The sequence below is a fragment of the Streptomyces sp. P3 genome, from assembly GCF_003032475.1.
Classification (GTDB): Bacteria; Actinomycetota; Actinomycetes; order Streptomycetales; family Streptomycetaceae; genus Streptomyces.
In genome coordinates, this window is record NZ_CP028369.1 from 9,188,131 (window position 1) to 9,205,224 (window position 17,094).

Annotated in this window: 1 protein-coding gene; it reads left to right on the forward strand. The window is 74.3% G+C overall.

The window, feature by feature from the left end; all coding sequences use genetic code 11:
- Positions 1–7: 7 nt before the first annotated feature.
- Positions 8–17,080 (forward strand): non-ribosomal peptide synthetase, encoded by a 17,073-nt coding sequence (locus C6376_RS40830; RefSeq protein WP_216825670.1) that lies wholly within the window; start codon positions 8–10, stop codon positions 17,078–17,080.
- Positions 17,081–17,094 lie beyond the last annotated feature (14 nt).

The following is a 17,094-nucleotide window of genomic DNA, read 5'->3' on the forward strand; positions in this document are numbered from 1 at the left end:
AGCAACTGTGGACGACAAGCGAAAGCTGCTGCTGAGCCTCTTGAAGGCCACCGCCCCGGCCCCGGCGGGCGAGGGAGTGGCGATCGTAGGAGTCGCCGGCCGCTATCCGCTGGCCGGCACGGTCACCGAACTGTGGGACAACCTGGCCGACGGCCGCCACTGCATACGCGAGGTGCCCGCCGACCGCTGGAACGCCGACGCGCACCACGGCCCCGGCGGGACGCGCGGCGGTGACAGCAGGTGGGCCGGCTTCATCGACGAGGCCGACATGTTCGACCCCTTGTTCTTCCGCATCTCGCCCGCGGAGGCCGAGGCGATGGACCCGCAGGAGCGGCTGTTCCTGCAGACCGCGTCCGCCGCCCTGGAGGACGCCGGCATCCCTGCGGCCACCCTCGCCGCCCGGGGCCCGGTCGGTGTGTTCGTCGGCGTCATGAACAACGACTACGAATGGCTCGGCGGCGAGGCGACCGCCCTGGGCGCTGCCAACGGCGCCCGCTCCGCGCACTACTCGGTGGCCAACCGGGTCTCCTATGTCCTCGACTTCACCGGGCCGAGCCTGGCCGTGGACACCGCCTGCTCCGCCTCGCTCACCGCCGTCCACCTGGCCTGCGAGAGCATCCGCAGCGGGGACTGCGTCGCGGCGGTCGCGGGCGGCGTGAACCTCATCCTGCATCCGGGACACCTGGGCTCGCTGGCAGAGCACGGCATGATCTCGCGCGGCGACCGGCTCAAGGCCTTCGGCGCGGACGCCGACGGCTTCGTCGACGGAGAGGGCGTCGGCGCCGTCCTGCTGAAGCCGCTGCGGGCAGCGGTCGCGGACGGGGACCGGATTCTCGGCGTGATCCGGGGTTCGGCCGTCAACGCCAATGGAAAGACGGGCGGTTACACCGTGCCCAGCTCGGCGGCCCAGTCCCGGGTGATCGGCGCCGCGCTGCGCCGCGCCGGCGTCACGGCCGACACGGTCGGCTACGTGGAGGCTCACGGCACGGGCACCCCGCTCGGCGATCCCATCGAGATCACAGGCCTGGTCGAGGCCTTCGGCGGGCGGATCGATCCGCGACGGCGTGCCGAACGGCCCACCGTCGCGGTGGGATCGGTGAAGACCAACATCGGGCATCTGGAGTCCGCCGCCGGCATCGCCGGCCTGACCAAGGTGCTGCTGCAACTCGGGCACGGCAAGCTGGCCCCGTCGCTGCACTCGCAGCGCCCCAACCCGGCGATCGACTTCACCACCACGCCCTTCCACGTGCAGCAGAGTCTCGCGGAGTGGCCGCGCCTGCCCGGACCGGACGGGACCGACGACGGGCGGGAGCTGCCGAGGCGTGCGCTCGTCAGCTCGTTCGGCGGCGGCGGCGCCAACGCCTGCGTGCTCGTCGAGGAGTACCTGCCGACGGAATCGGTGGACCGCCCGGCGGACGGCGGGGAACACCTGCTGGTGTTGTCCGCGAAGACCGAGGAGCGCCTGCGCGCCTACACGGCCGACCTGGCGGCCTGGCTGCGCCGCAGCGCCGCGCGCGGCCCGGTCACGGAACCGGACGCGACGGCGGAGGTCCGCTCCGTCTGCCTGCGCCTCGCGGCCGAAACGGTCTGTGTGGAGCCGCGGTTGATCAGCCCCGCCGCCGACCTCGCCGAGTACGGGTTCGGCGTGACCGAGCGCGCCCGCTACCACGCCCTGCTCGCCGCCGAGTTCGGGGCCGGGCTGCCCCCGGCCGCCACCACGGCGGACACCGTCGAGGCCGTGGCCCGGGCGGTCGCCGTGCTCCACCCCGGAGCACCCGCGACCGACGACGGCCCATGCCTCGCGGACATCGGGCACACCCTGCGGTCGGGCCGGACGGCCCACGAGTTCCGCCTGGCCCTGACGACCGCCTCGCCTGCCGAGGCCGCCGCCCTGCTGGAGACGTACGCGGCGGGACGCCCCGACCCGCGGCTCGTCACCGGCCGGGCCGAGGCCACCCGCACGTCGCGCTCCGCCGCCGACACGGCCGACCTGGACCGCGCGCTGACCGTCCGTGACCTGACGGCCGTGGCCGCGCACTGGGTGGTGGGCGCCGAGCCCGACTGGTCGCGCGTCACCCCGCCCGGCGCACGCAGGATCGCCCTGCCGACCTACCCCTTCGCCCGTCGCCGGTGCTGGATCCCGGCCCCGTCGGCACCGCGTCCCGAGACCCGGGAGCCCGCGCGATCCGCCCTGGAACCACCGGACTTCTACCGCCCCGTATGGGTGCGCGCCGAGGCGCCGGCCAAGCCGGCCCCGCTACCGCCCCGGCGGGTCGTCGTCCTGACGACCGAGGACTCGGCCTGGCTGGGCGAGGCGCTCGCCGCGCGCCTGCCCGCCGGCCGGGTGGAGTGCGTGAGGCTGGACGGACCGGCAGGCGACCACTGGACGGCCCGCACGACCGGCGCCGACCTCGTCTACCACCTCGGCGGAGTGCACCCCGGACCGGGGGAGGGGCTCGGCGAGGAACAGGCCGCGCGAAAGATGCGCTCGGGCCCCCTCGCATTGCTGCGGCTGCTGCGGGACGGCGGCGCGCGGCAGCAGGTCGTGGTCACCAGCGACGCGTACGGGGTCGCGGGCAGCACGGTGCGCAACCCCTTCGCGGCCGGCCTGCACGGCATGCTCCAGGTCGCGCCCAAGGAACGGCCCGGGCTCCGCGCGGTCGGCCTCGACTTCGCCTGGGCCGACGCCGAACGGGACCCGGGAGCACTGGTCGACGCCCTCCTTGCCGAACCGCTCGACGGCACGGGCCGCACCGTGGCACTGCGCGCCGGGGTGCGCTACACGCGCCGGCTCGGCAGGGTCGAACTGCCCGAGGCGGAGCCGGTGTTCCGGGACGGCGGCGTCTACCTGCTGGTCGGCGGCACCGGCGGCATCGCCCGCGAGCTGAGCCTGCACCTCGCCGAACGGCACCGGGCCCGGCTGGTCTGGTTCAGTCGCGGCGCGCTCACGCCCGCACTCGAGGCGGACATCGCGCGGATCCGGGCGTACGGAGGTGAGGTCGCGCATGTCCGGGGCGACGCCTGCTCCGCCACCGACCTGGCGGCGGCCGTGGCCGAGGCGCACTCCCGTTTCGGCGTCGTGCACGGCGTCGTGCACGCCGCGATGGTCTTCGACAACCATGCCCTGGCCGATCTCGACGACCCGACGTTCACCGCGGTGACCGCCGTGAAGAGCGTCGGTGCCGCGGCGCTGGCCGCCGCCGTCGCGGGCGAACCGCTGGACTTCCTCACCTACTTCTCCTCCGCAGGCTCCTTCGGCGGCTTCGCCGGCAACGGCGCCTACGCCTGTGCGTCCGCCACCGAGGACGCCTACGCCCACTTCCTGCGCGACCGGCTGCCGTTCCCGGTCTCCGTCGTCAACCAGGGCTACTGGGGCCAGGTCGGCTCCGGCACCCGGTCCGGGCTCGCCGAGATCTTCGCCGGCCTGGGCATCGGCTCCTTCACCCCGGCGGAGGGGATCGCCGCGCTGCGCCGGGTCCTTCACAGCAGCCTGGCGCAGGTCATGCCGATCCGTGCGGGCCATCGCGCGCTCGAGGCCATGGGCCATGATCCGGCGTACGACGGCGAGGCGATGGCCGGCGGCCACGCGCCCGCCCTGGCCGAGGCGTTCGCCGGTCTGCGCTCGCAGACCGGTGTCGATCCGGCCGCCGCCCGCGTCGTCGCCGGCTACCAGGAACTGGAGACCGTCTCCGCGCCCGCGCTCCTCGACGTCTACCGGCGCATGGGCGTCTTCCGGCACGCGGGTGAGCGCCACCAGCGCGCGGAGCTGCACGGTCGGCTGCGCATCCAGGACAAGTACCGGCGCCTGCACGAGGCGCTGCTGAACATCCTGACCGACGCCGGGTACCTCACCCGCGACGGCGACCATGTCGTCACCGCCGCCGCGGTGGACGCGGTGGAGCAGAAGACCCCTGGGGACCGGGAGGCGGAGTTCGGCCGGATCTGCGCGGCCTACCCGGACATCGAGCCGACCGTCACCCTCAACCGGCTTTTCCTGGAGGAGTACCCGAGGATCCTGCGCGGCGAGGTCGGCGCCACCGAGATCATGTTCCCCGGTTCGTCGATGAAGCTCGTGCAGAACTTCTACAAGGGCAACCCGCTCACCGACTCCTTCAACGTGCTCGTGGGCGAGACCGTCCGCCGCTTCCTGGACCTGCGCCTGCCGCACCTGCCGGCCGGCGCCACGGTCGATGTCGTCGAGCTGGGCGCCGGCACCGGCGCCACCAGCGAGCGGGTGCTGCCGGTCCTGGCCGAGCACGCGGACCGCGTCGGCTACACCTTCACCGACATCTCGCCCCGCTTCCTGGAACACGGCCGTGAACGCTTCGCCGCTCGCTACCCGTTCGCCCGTTTCCAGGTGCTCAACCTCGAACGGGGCCTGCTGGAACAGGACTTCATCCCCGCCTCGGCGGACCTGGTCGTGGCCACCAACGTCGTGCACGCCACCCGCAACCTGCGCGCCACCCTGCGCAGGGCGAAGGCCCTGCTGCGGCCCGGCGGCTGGCTCGTCCTCAACGAACTCACCGGAGTCAGACCGCTGCTGACCATCGGCGGCGGTCCGCTGGAGGGCTGGTGGGCGTTCGAGGACGGCGAACTGCGCCTGCCCGACTCGCCGCTGGCCTCGCCCGAGTCCTGGATCCGACTGCTGCACGAAGAGGGCTACGCGCCGGTCGGAGCGCTCGGCTCGGACGACACCGCCCTGGGCCAGAGTGTGCTGGTCGCCGAGAGCGACGGCCTGGTGCTCGCCGCGACCCCGCCGGCGCCCCCGGCCCCTGACCCGGTCACGGCTTTGGCGCCCACGCCACCCGCGGCTGGAGGCGCCGCCGCCGACGAGGCGGCGGAGCGACTGCGCGGGCTCGTCGAGGGCGTGCTGAAGCTGGAGGAGCGCATAGACCCCGACCGTCCGCTGGCCGACTACGGCTTCGACTCGCTCAGCGGCATGAAGATCGTGTCCGCCGTAGACGAGGCCTTCGGCGTCACCGTTCCGCTCGGCGACTTCTTCGAGCGCCCCACGCTGCGCGAGCTGTCCGCCCATCTGACCGCCACCTGGCTCGCCGACGTCACGCGAACCGCCGTACCGGAGAGCCAGGACGCGGCGGGGGCCGTCACCTCGCCGACCGCCGGCGTCGCGGCCGAAGCCGTGCTGCGCCCCCGCTCCGACGCCGTCGCCGCCACGCACCCCCTGTCGGAGGGACAGCGGGCGCTGTGGGTCATCGAACAGATCGCGCCCGGCACGTACGCGTACAACCTGCCGCTCGCCCTGTGGCTCGACCCCGGCGCCGACCTGCTCGCCCTGCGCGTGGTGCTGCAGGACCTGGTCGACCGGCACGCGGAACTCCGTGCCACGGTCCGCACCAGCACCGACGGTCCGGTCGTGTCGATCGCCGCCGAGCCCGAACTGCCCTTCCAGCAGGTGTTCCTGACGGCCGTCGCGGACGACGCCCTGCGCGACCGGATGCGCACCGACCTGCGCGTCCCCTTCGACCTGGCCCGGGGACCACTGGTGCGGGCCACGCTCTACACTTTGGGCGACGGCCGCCAGGCGCTGCTGCTGACCTTTCACCACATGGTGTTCGACGGGGTGTCCATCGCCGCGCTGCTGAAGGAACTGGAGCGCGGCTACCGCACGGTCACCCACGGCCGCCCCCTTCCGCCGGACCGGCCGGCGCGGACGTACGCCGATTTCACGGCTCGCCAGCGGGAGACACTGGCCGGCGCCCGAGGCGAGCGCCTGCGCGCCTACTGGCTGGGACGGCTGCGCGGCCGGCAGACCGCGGTGGCGCTGCCGCTGGACCGGCCGCGTCCGCCCGTGCCCGGATTCCGGGGCGCGAGCGTGGACGGACACATTCCCCCGGACGTGGCCGAGCGCGCCCGCGCGCTCGCCGCGGCGGAGCAGACCTCCCTGTTCGGCGTCCTGCTCGCGGCCTTCTTCGCGGTGCTGCACCGCTACACCGACCAGGGCGACCTGGCTGTCGGCACCCCGACCGCGGGCCGTCCGGCTGACGGCTTCGAGGACGTGCTCGGCTACTTCATGAACATGGTGGTGCTGGCCGAGCGCATCGACCCGCAGGAGCCCTTCCGCGCCCTGACCCGCCGTGTCCACCGTACGGTCCTGGAGGCGCTGGAGCATGGCGAGTACCCGCTGATCACGCTCGCCGAGGAACTGAAGCGAGCGGACCCGGCGGCCCCGGCCGCGCCGTTCAACGTGGCGTTCTACTTCCAGAACTGGGCACGCGGCGGACTCGGAGAGAGCGGCCTGGTGCTGGCCCCGGTCGACGGAGTCCACCAGGAGGGCGAGTTCGACCTGACCCTGGAGGTGGTCGAAGCGGCGGAGGGTTGCCGCTACTCGATCAAGTACGACCCGGACCTGTTCGACGAGGCCACGGCCGAGCGCTTCGGCGCCCACTTCACCACACTCCTGGCCGGCGCCGTGGCCGCGCCCGGCACGGCGGTCGGCGGCCTCGACCCGCTGACCGCCGAGGAGTACGAGGCGCTGGCCGGGCCCGCCGCCGACTACCCGTCGGACACGCTGGTCTGGGAGCTGGTGCGCCGCCAGGCCGAGGCCCGCCCGGACGCGGTCGCCGTGCGGTGCGACGGCACCGAACTGACGTACCGTCAACTCCAGGAGCGGGTCGACTCGCTCGCGGCCCGGCTCACTGCGGCCGGCGTCGGCCGGGGCCGTACCGTCGGTGTCCTCTTGCCGCGCGACGCGGATCTGCCGGTGGCCCTGCTCGCCGTCCAGGCCGCGGGCGGCGCCTATGTCCCGCTCGACCCGGCCTACCCGACCGAGCGGCTCGCCTACATGGCCGAGGACGCCGGGCTGCACCTCATGCTCACCCACTCCACCGTGCCCGGCGCCTACGGCAGCACGCCGAGTCTCCTCGCCGACGGCGCCGACGAACCGCCCGCAGCCCCCTCACCCGGACCCGCCGGGCCCGACGACCCCGCCTACGTCATCTACACCTCCGGCTCCACCGGCCGGCCCAAGGGGGTGCGCGTCCCCCACCGCGCGCTCACCAACTTCCTCTGGTCGATGGCCCGCGAACCGGGATGCGGGCCGGGTGACACGCTCCTGGCCCTGACCACCATCTGCTTCGACATCTCGGGCCTGGAGCTCTACCTGCCGCTCGTCACCGGCGGCACGGTCGAGGTGCTGCCGGCCGACAGCGCCCGCGACGGACTGCGGCTGCGGGAGGCGGTCGAGCGCATCGCGCCCACGATCGTCCAGGCGACCCCGGCGACCTGGACGATGCTGCTGGCAGCGGGCTGGCGCGGGCACCCCGGTCTGAAGGTGCTGTCCGGCGGGGAGGCACTGCCCGCCGAGACCGCCGAGGCGCTCCTCGCCGGCAACGGCGAGGTCTGGAACCTCTACGGGCCCACCGAGACGACCATCTGGTCGGCGGCGAGCCGACTCGTCCCGAATGAGCCCGTGACCCTCGGCGCCCCGATCGCCAACACCGCCCTGTACGTGCTCGACGGCTCGCGCCGACCGGTGCCGACCGGCGTGGCCGGGGAGCTGTACATCGCGGGCCACGGCGTGGCCGACGGCTACCTCGGCCGTCCGGATCTGACCGCCGAGCGCTTCCTGCCCGACCCGTTCGCCCCGCAGCCCCGCGGGCGCATGTACCGCACCGGCGACCTCGTGCGCCGCCTTGCCGACGGGCGGCTCGTCTACCTGGGCCGGATCGACTCGCAGGTGAAGGTGCGCGGCTTCCGGGTGGAACTGGAGGAGATCGAGGCGACGCTGCGGCGGCTCGACGGGGTGCGCGAGGCCGTGGCCGTGGCGCGCGGCAGCGGCGGCGACCGTACGCTGCTCGCCTGCTTCGTCTCCGAGGAGGGCGCCGCTGAGCCGACGCGTGAGCGGCTCGCGGCCTGGCTGCCGACCCACATGGTTCCGGACGTGCTGGTCCGGGTGCGTGGATTGCCCCGCACCCTCAACGAGAAGGTCGACCGCACCGCCCTGGCCACACTGCCGCTGCCCGAACTGCGGGCCCGCTTCGGTACGACCACCTCCGAACCGCACACGCCTCCCGCGCCCCTCGCCGAGGCCGGGGAAACCGGCGACCGCGTCGAGGCGCTGCTCGCCGAACTCACCGGCACGGTCGCCCGCCTGGCCGGGACCAACCCCCGCGACATCGGCGCCCACACCCCGCTGGGCGAGGCCGGCATGACGTCGGTGACCTTCACCACGCTCAGCGTGGAGCTGCGCACCGCGTACGGCATCGACGTTCCGCCGACCCTCTTCTACCGCCGGAGCACCCTCGCCGCGCTTGCCGACCACCTATGGGAACACCACGCCGACACGCTGGGCGCTCACTTCGGTCCGGCCGCCGCGCCCCGTCCCACCGTGGCCGCGGCCGAGCCCGTGGGGGAGGAGCGGCGTGGCGGGGACGTCGCGATCATCGGCATGGCCGGCCGGCTCCCCGGATCCACGGACCTGGAGGAGTTCTGGGACCATCTGGTGGCCGGCGACGACCTGGTGACGGAGATCCCCGCCGACCGCTGGGACTGGCGTGCCCAGTCGGGTTCCCGCTCCCGCTGGGGCGGCTTCGTCCCGGACGTGGACCGCTTCGACGCCGCGTTCTTCGGGATCTCTCCGCGCGAGGCGGAACTGATGGACCCCCAGCAGCGCCTCATGCTGGAGACGGCATGGTCGGCGATCGAGGACGCCGGATACCGGCCCTCCGACCTCGCGGGCAAGCGCGTCGGGGTGTTCGTGGCCGTCACCAACTCCGACTACCTGGAGGTCCAGCGCGCCGCCGGTCGGGGCATCGAGGGCCACACGCTGACCGGCGCGGCGCTGTCGGTCATCCCCAACCGCATCTCCTACCTGCTGGACCTGCGCGGCCCCAGCATCGCCGTGGACACCGCCTGCTCCGGTTCCCTCACCGCCGTCCACCAGGCCGTCGCGGCACTGCGGGACGGCACCTGCGACCTGGCGCTCGCGGGCGGCGTCAGCCTCATGCTCGCGCCGACCGTGTACGAGGCGCTGAGCCGGGGCGAGATGCTCAGCCCCGACGGCCGCTGCAAGGCCTTCGACCGCCGGGCCGACGGCTATGTCCGAGGCGAGGGCGCCGGTCTGGTCCTGCTCAAGCCGGACGAGCGGGCCCGCCGCGACGGCGACGCCGTCCACGCCGTGATCAAGGCCGTGGCGGTCCACCACGGCGGCCGCACGACCTCGCTCACCGCCCCCAACCCGGACGCCCAGGCGGACCTGCTCGTCGAGGCGTACCACCGGGCCGGGGTGGAGCCGTGGACGGTCGGCCTCATCGAGGCGCACGGCACCGGCACCGCGCTCGGCGACCCCATCGAGACGATCGGCCTGAGCTCCGCCTTCCGCCGGCTGCGCGCGAACCGGGGCGAGGCCGAGTCCGACGGGCGACCGGCTGTCGCGATCGGCTCGGTGAAGACCAACATCGGCCACCTGGAGGCGGCCGCCGGGATCGCCGGGCTGCTGAAGACGGTGCTCGCGCTGCGGAGCGGCACCATCCCCGCCAGCCTGCACTTCGAACAGCCGAACCCCCATCTGGAGCTGGACGGCGGCCCGTTCGAGGTCGCCCGCACCACTCGTCCCTGGCCGCGTCCGCGCGCCGCCGACGGCCGTGAACTGCCCCGCAACGGCGGCGTCAGCTCCTTCGGCTTCGGCGGCGCCGGCGCGCACATCGTGCTGGAGGAGCCCACCGTGCCAGAGCCTTGCGAGGAACCCGAGCACGAGCAGGTGTTCGTGCTCTCCGCTCGCGACCCCGAGGCACTGGGCCGCTCCGCGCGACGGCTCGTCGATCACCTGTCCCACCACGACATCCCGGCGGGCGACCTCGCCCACACCCTGCAGACGGGCCGCGAGGCGATGGCCCACCGCCTCGCCGTCGTCGCCCCGAACACGGACGCCCTGCGCGCCGAACTCACCGCCCACCTGGATGGCCGCCCATCCGCCGTCCGCACGGGCCTGGTCCAGCCGGGCGGCCGGACACCGGCCGTGGCCGCGACGGCGGAGCCGCACGTGGTCGCCTCCGCATGGCTCACCGGGGCCGAGGTCGACTGGACGCCCCGACACGAGGTCCGACGCCGGGTACACCTGCCCACCTACCCGTTCGCCCGGACCCGCCACTGGGTGACCCCGGCCACCCCACCGCCCACCGAGCCCGCCGGGGCCCCCGGCGCCGAGGCATTCGCCGACGCCGGATCACCGGCCGTCTCCGGATCACCGGCCGTCTCCGGGGCTCTTGCGCCGGCAGGGTCAGCCGTCGGCGGGGGAGCGCTCGCCCTCTCCGGGGCGTCCGTTCCCGCCGGGCCGTCTGCCTCGACAGGGTCAGCCGCAGGCACCGGATCGCTCGCCGGCGCCGGGTCACCCGCCGACGAGGTGTCCGCCTTCGCCCCGGTCTGGGAGCCCGACCCGCGTAACACCCCCGCCGACGCCGTCACCGGCACGGTTCTGGTTCTGGACACCGGTGAACACGGTGCGGGGGTGGCCGCCGCGCTCACCGCTGTCGGGGCCGTCGTACGGCGAGTGTCGTTGAACGCGGGGTTCGAGCCGGGGGCCGTGCTCGACGCCGTGCCGCCGGGCCGGCTTCACGTCGTGCTGCTGGCGGGCGAGGACACCGGCACGGCCGCGGCCGTGGAGCACGGGTTCCACGCCGCCTCGGACTTGTTGCGGGCCTGGCAGCGGCACCGCCGGGGCAGCACCCCGCATCTGCTCTACGTCCACCGCGACCCGGCCTCGGGGCCGGCCCAGCCCGCCATGGCGGGCTTCGTCCGCTCGGTGCGCCGCGAGCATCCCTCGGCCGACGTACGGGTCCTGGCCGTCGCCGCCGGTCCGGTGGCCGACGCCGTGACCGCCGAACTCGGAGCCGACGGCGCCCCGGAGGTCCGCGTCGGCGAGGACGGCCGTACGCGACGAGCCTGGCGGCACACGGCGCTGCCCGCCGCGTCAGGGACGGCGTTCGCGGGCGAGGGCGCGCACATCATCACCGGCGGCGCCGGCGCCCTCGGCCTGCTGTTGGCGGAGCACATCGCCGCCGGCCGCCGGGCCGCCGGGCTGCCGGACGCCGGGATCATGCTCGTCGCCCGTTCCGCGCCCGGCCCCGAGACCCGCGCCCGCATCGAGGCGGCCGGAGCCCGCGTGGTCCTGGCCGACGTCGCCGACCCCGGCTCGGTTCGAGCACTCGTGGCCGACGCCCGTTCGACGTACGGCTCGGTCAGCGGTGTCCTCCACGCGGCCGGAGTGCTGCGGGACGGTCTGCTGCGCAGCAAGGCACGCGCGGACGCGGAGGCCGTGCTCGCCGCCAAGGTGTACGGCACGGTCCTGCTCGACGAGGCCACCCGGGACGAACCGCTGGACTACTTCGTGGCGTTCTCCTCCGCGGCCGCCGCCTTCGGCAACCTCGGCCAGACCGACTACGCCTTCGCCAACGCCTTCCTCGACCACTTCGCCGAGCAGCGGGAACAACTGCGCCTTCAGGGGGCACGACGGGGCCGTACCCTCGCCGCCGCCTGGCCCGTCTGGGCCGACGGTGGAATGCGGATCACCGCAGCCGCCGAGCAGGACATGGCGCGCGAACTCGGCATGAGGCCGGTGCGCACGGCGGCCGGTCTCGTGGCGCTGGAGCGGGCGCTGGCGGGGAACGCGCCCAGGCTGCTGCTCGCCCCGGGCGACCCGGCGCGCATCCTGGCAGCGCTCGACGACCGTTCCCCGGGGCCGCGGTCTGCGGCGCCCGCACCGGGGGCGGAGCTCCGCCTCCGGGCGGAGCGGCTGGTCCTACGGCTGCTCGCCGCCGAACTGAGGCTCCCGGAGCGGGAGATCGCCGTCACCGAGCCCTTCGACCACTACGGGGTCGACTCCCTCATCACGATGAGCCTGGTCCGACGGCTCGAGGAACACGTCGGCCCGCTGCCGAAGACCCTGCTGTTCGAGTACGTGACGGTCCGTGAGGTGGCCGACCATCTGGCGGCGGCCCGCCCGGACGCGTTCGCCGAGCGGGAGGAGCCGGGGGAACCGGGGGATCCGGTCGGCGTGCAGCCGCCGGCGCCCGCTCCCGTGGTCGACGCCACGGCCCAGGCCGATGTCGCGATCATCGGCGTGGCCGGCCGCTACCCGCAGGCCGACGACATCGACGAGTTCTGGCAGAACCTGCGAGAGGGCCGGGACTGCATCGAGGAGATCCCGGCCGACCGCTGGGACCACGCCAGGTTCTACGATCCGGACAAGTCGGCCGTCGGCAGGACGTACGGCCGTTGGGGCGGCTTCCTGCGCGGCGCCGACCGCTTCGACCCGCTGTTCTTCCGGATGTCCCAGCTGGAGGCCGAGCACGTCGACCCCCAGGAGCGTGTCTTCCTCGAGACCGTCTGGCACCTCCTGGAGGACGCCGGCTGCACGCGGGAGCGGCTGCGTGCCACCCGCACCGGTGTGTTCGTCGGCGTGACCTACGGCCACTACCAGCTGTACGGCGTTCGGGACGCGCTGCGCGGCACCGGCCTGGCCGCCTCCTCGTCGCACGCCTCGGTGGCCAACCGCGTGTCGTACTTCTTCGGCTTCACCGGACCGAGCATCGCCCTGGACACGATGTGCTCGTCGTCCCTCGTCGCACTGCACCAGGCGTGGCTGGCGATCCGCAACGGCGACTGCGACGCGGCCGTGGCGGGCGGCGTCAACGTCTCCACCCACCCGGTGAAATACCTCCAGCTCGCACACCGCGGCTTCCTCGCAGAAGACGGACGCTGCCGCAGCTTCGGCGAGGGCGGCACCGGATACGTGCCGGCCGAGGGATCGGGCGCGGTCCTGCTCAAGCGGCTGGACCGGGCGGTGGCGGACGGCGACCGGATCCTCGCGGTGATCAGGGGTTCGGCCGTCAACCACGGCGGTACGGCCAAGGGGTTCAGCGTGCCCAGCCCCAAGGCGCAGGGCGAGCTGCTGCGCACCGCGCTGGAACGGTCCGGGATGCGTCCCGCGGACCTCGACTACCTGGAGGCGCACGGCACCGGAACGGCCCTCGGCGATCCGATCGAGGTCGCCGGAGTGCTGAGCGCCTTCGGCGGCGACCTGCCCGAACGGCTGCCGATCGGCTCGGTCAAGTCGAACATCGGCCACGCCGAATCGGCCGCCGGCATCGGGGCCGTGACCAAGGTGCTGCTGCAGATGCGGCACGGCGAGTTCGCCCCGTCTCTGCACGCGGACCGGCTCAACCCGAACATCGACTTCGCGGCCACGCCGCTGCACGTGCAGAACGAGGCGGCGCCCTGGCCGCGCCGCGTCCTCGCCGACGGCACACACCGTCCCCGAACCGCCGGGGTGAGCTCCTTCGGCGCCGGAGGCACGAACGCCCACGTCGTCCTCCAGGAACACCTCGACGTGTCCGGTGACGGGGGAGCACCGGTTCCGGGGGCTGGGTCCGGCCCGTATCTCGCCGTACTCTCCGCCCGCGACGGCGACCGCCTGGCGGCGCAGGCCCGCCGCCTGGCCGCACACCTGCGCGGCGAGGGCGCGCAGGCGGCTCCGCAGGAAGTCGCCTGGACCCTGCAATGGGGCCGTGAGGCGATGGAGCACCGGTTCGCGGTGCTCTTCGATGACCTGCCTCAACTGGCGGACCGTCTGGAGGAGTTCGCGGCGGGCGGTACTCCGGCCGGCGGCCACAGCGCAGTGGTGGACCTGCGCCGCTCCGTCGAGGCCGCCACCCCGGCCGCCGACCCGGCCGTGTACGCCGAGGCCTGGATGGCGGGCCGGCCGGTCGACTGGCCGGCACTGTATCCGGCGGGGCTGCCCCGCAGGGTGGCCCTGCCCGGCTATCCCTTCGCCGGCGACCACATCCGCCACGCCGCGATCGACGCCGAACTCGGGGTCCCGGACACCACCCCCGCCGACCCGGCCGCCGGAGTGCTGCTGACCCGGCAGTGGATCCCGGCCCCGCCCGCACGAGGCACCGCACTCCCCCGCCTGACCGCGATCCTCACGGTGCCCGGCACCGAGGCGGCGGCCGCCCGGCTGAGCGCCGCCCTCCCGGGGAGCGAGGTGCTGATCCCGGAGCGCCTCGCGGCCGACCTCGCCGACCCCGGCACCCGCTGGGAGCGCTATGACGCCGTGGCCGACCTGTCCGGCTGCGGCGATCCCGCGCTGCCCCCGGCGCACGGCACGCTGCCGGTCTGGCTGCGCTGGCTGCAGCACCTCGTCGACCGGGGCGGACCGGAGCTCCGTACCCTGCTGGTCTCGCGGGGCCCCAACCTGCTGGGCGGTGCGGCCCGGGCCGGTCTGTACCGGATGCTGCAGAGCGAGTACGGGCATGTCCGCTCCAGGCACCTGGACGCGGGAGTCTGCACCGACGAGCAGCTGTCCCGGTGGATGGTGGGCGAACTCGGCGCACTGGCCGGCGACGAAGACCCGGCCGAGATCGCCTACCGCGACGGCGTACGCCACCGCGCCGCGCTCCGCCCCCTGCCGGACGGCCCGCGCGCGCCGCTGAGCTTCCCCGAAGGGCATGTGCTGTGGGTGACCGGCGGTACCCGTGGGCTCGGACTGCTGACGGCCCGGCACTTCGTCGCCCGGCACGGCGTGCGCAAGGTCGTCCTGACCGGACGTGAGGAGCTGCCGCCCCGGGCGGAGTGGGGCGCGCACATCGCCGAGGGCGGGCCGCTCGGACAGCGGCTGCGCCCGCTCGTAGAACTGGCGGAACAGGGCGTGGAGCTGGAGGTTCTGGCCGTCCGGCTGGAGGAGAAGGAGGCCCTGGCCAAGACGCTCGCCGACATCAGGCTACGGCTGGGCCCGACCGGCGGGGTGATCCACTGCGCGGGCTTCAACGATGCCCAGAACCCCGCGTTCGTCCGCAAGCCGCAGGCCGTCGTCGACCGGGTCGTCGGCCCGAAGGTGTTCGGTCTGGACGCACTCGTGGAGTGTTTTCGCGACGAGCCGCTGAGCCTGTTCGTCGTGTACTCCTCGGTCGCCGCCGCCGTGCCCGCCCTGGCCGTCGGACAGAGCGACTACGCGATGGCCAACGCCTATATGGACGCGGTCGCCGAGGCCCGGCCGCACGGGCTGCCGATACAGAGCATCCAGTGGCCGAGCTGGAAGGACACCGGAATGGGCGAGGTACGCACCGCCGCCTACCGGGTCGCCGGCCTGGCCGCGCTCTCCGATGAACAGGGCCTCGCGTTGCTGGAGCGGGCCCTGGGCAGCGGCGCCCGCGTGGTCCTGCCCGCCGTGGCACGGCCGGACGCGGTATGGCAGCCGGATCGGCTGACGGACCGCCACCTGGACCCAGGCGGAAAGGCTTCCGTGGCTTCCGAGGAGACTGCGGCCGGCCTGCCGAAACCCGGGCCCGGGGACACGATGCTGCGGGCCGTGAGCGACGCGGCCGCGGACTGGCTGCTGGGCCGGCTCGCGGCGGAACTGCGGTTCGACCGTTCCAGGCTGACCGGCGATGTGCCGGTACAGGACTACGGCGTCGACTCGATCGTCGTGGCCCAGCTCGTCCAGGAGACCGCGAAGCGGCTGGACGTCTCGCTCGACCCCTCGGCCCTGCTGGAACACCCGACGGCCGACGCGTTCACCCAGTACCTGGCGCAGTCCCATCCCGATGCGCTGCTGGCCGCCTTCGCTCCGGACCCCGGCGACCGGGACTCCCGGAGCACGGCGTCCTGTGCGGACACGGTGGTCGCCCGCCCCGCCGTCCCTGCGCCCGCCGCCGCACCGGCCGCCCGCGGCGCCGGGGACGTCGCGGTCGTCGGCCTGTCGTGCCGATTCCCCGGCGCGGAGTCGGCGGACGCCTACTGGGAACTGCTGCGGGAGGGCGGTTGCGCCCTGCGGCCCGCTCCGGAGTCGGTCGCCGGCACGGGCGGACACCACGCCGGGCTGCTCCCGGACGTGCTGCGCGTCGATCCGGACGCCTTCCTGCTGTCGGAGGCGGACGCCGCGGCCATGGACCCGCAGGCGCTGCTGCTCCTGGAGGAGGTGAACGGCGCGCTGCACCACGCGGGCCACCGTCCCGACGAGCTGAAGGGGCGCCCCATCGGGGTGTACGTCGGAGGGCGCACCAGTCGGGTTCCGGATGCAGGGAGACTGCGGGCGGCGGCCAACCCGGTGGTGGCCGCGGGCCAGAACTACCTCGCCGCCAACGTCTCGCAGTTCTTCGACCTCCAAGGTCCGAGCCTGGTCGTCGACACCGCCTGTTCCTCGGCTCTGGTGGCCATGGACACGGCCGTGCAGGCGCTGCGGTCGGGCGACATCGAGGCGGCGGTCGTCGCCGGGGTGAGTCTGCTCGCGGACGACAGGGCGCACCGGGTCTTCGGGCAACGGGGCCTGCTGAACCCGGGCGAGCGGTTCCACGTGTTCGACCGCAGGGCGGCCGGCGTGGTACTCGGCGAGGGCATCGGCGTCGTCGTACTCAAGCCGCTCGCCGCGGCGCGTGCCGACGGCGACCGGGTGCTCGCGGTCCTGAAGGGCCTCGCGGTCAACAACGACGGCCGCACGGCGGGCCCGGCCACACCCAACCCCCAGGCACACCGGGCGGTCATGACCCAGGCGCTTCGGCGCAGCGGCCACGACCCGAAGGACGTCGGCTGGGTGGAGGCGAACGGCTCGGGCTCGGTCGTCACCGACCTGCTGGAGCTGAAGGCGGTGGAGGCGGTCTACGGCAAGGACCCGGCGCGCAGGGTCGCGCTCGGCTCGGTCAAGCCGAACATCGGCCACCCGCTCGCGGCGGAGGGCATCGCGGCGTTCATCAAGGTGGTCCTGATGCTGCACCACGGCGAGCAGGTGCCGTTCCTGTCGGGTCAGGAGCCGCCGGCCCACTTCGACCTGAACGCCTCACCGCTCTACTTCCCCCGACAGACCGCCCCCTGGCCGGCGTCGTCCCCGCTTGCCGCGCTGAACTGCTTCGCGGACGGCGGCACCAACGCCCACCTGCTGCTCGCACCCGCCCCCGCCGACGGCGAGAGCGGCCGTGCACCGCTGCCGCAGCCCGCGCTGCACCGCAGGCTCGTGGTCCGGGGCGAGGCGGGCGGAGCCGGCCGGGCCCTCTTCTGGGAGGGACGCCGTACGCCCGGGCCCGACACCACGCCCTCCGGCACGGGCCTGTTCTGGGACGCCCACCGATGACGAAGGCCACCGAC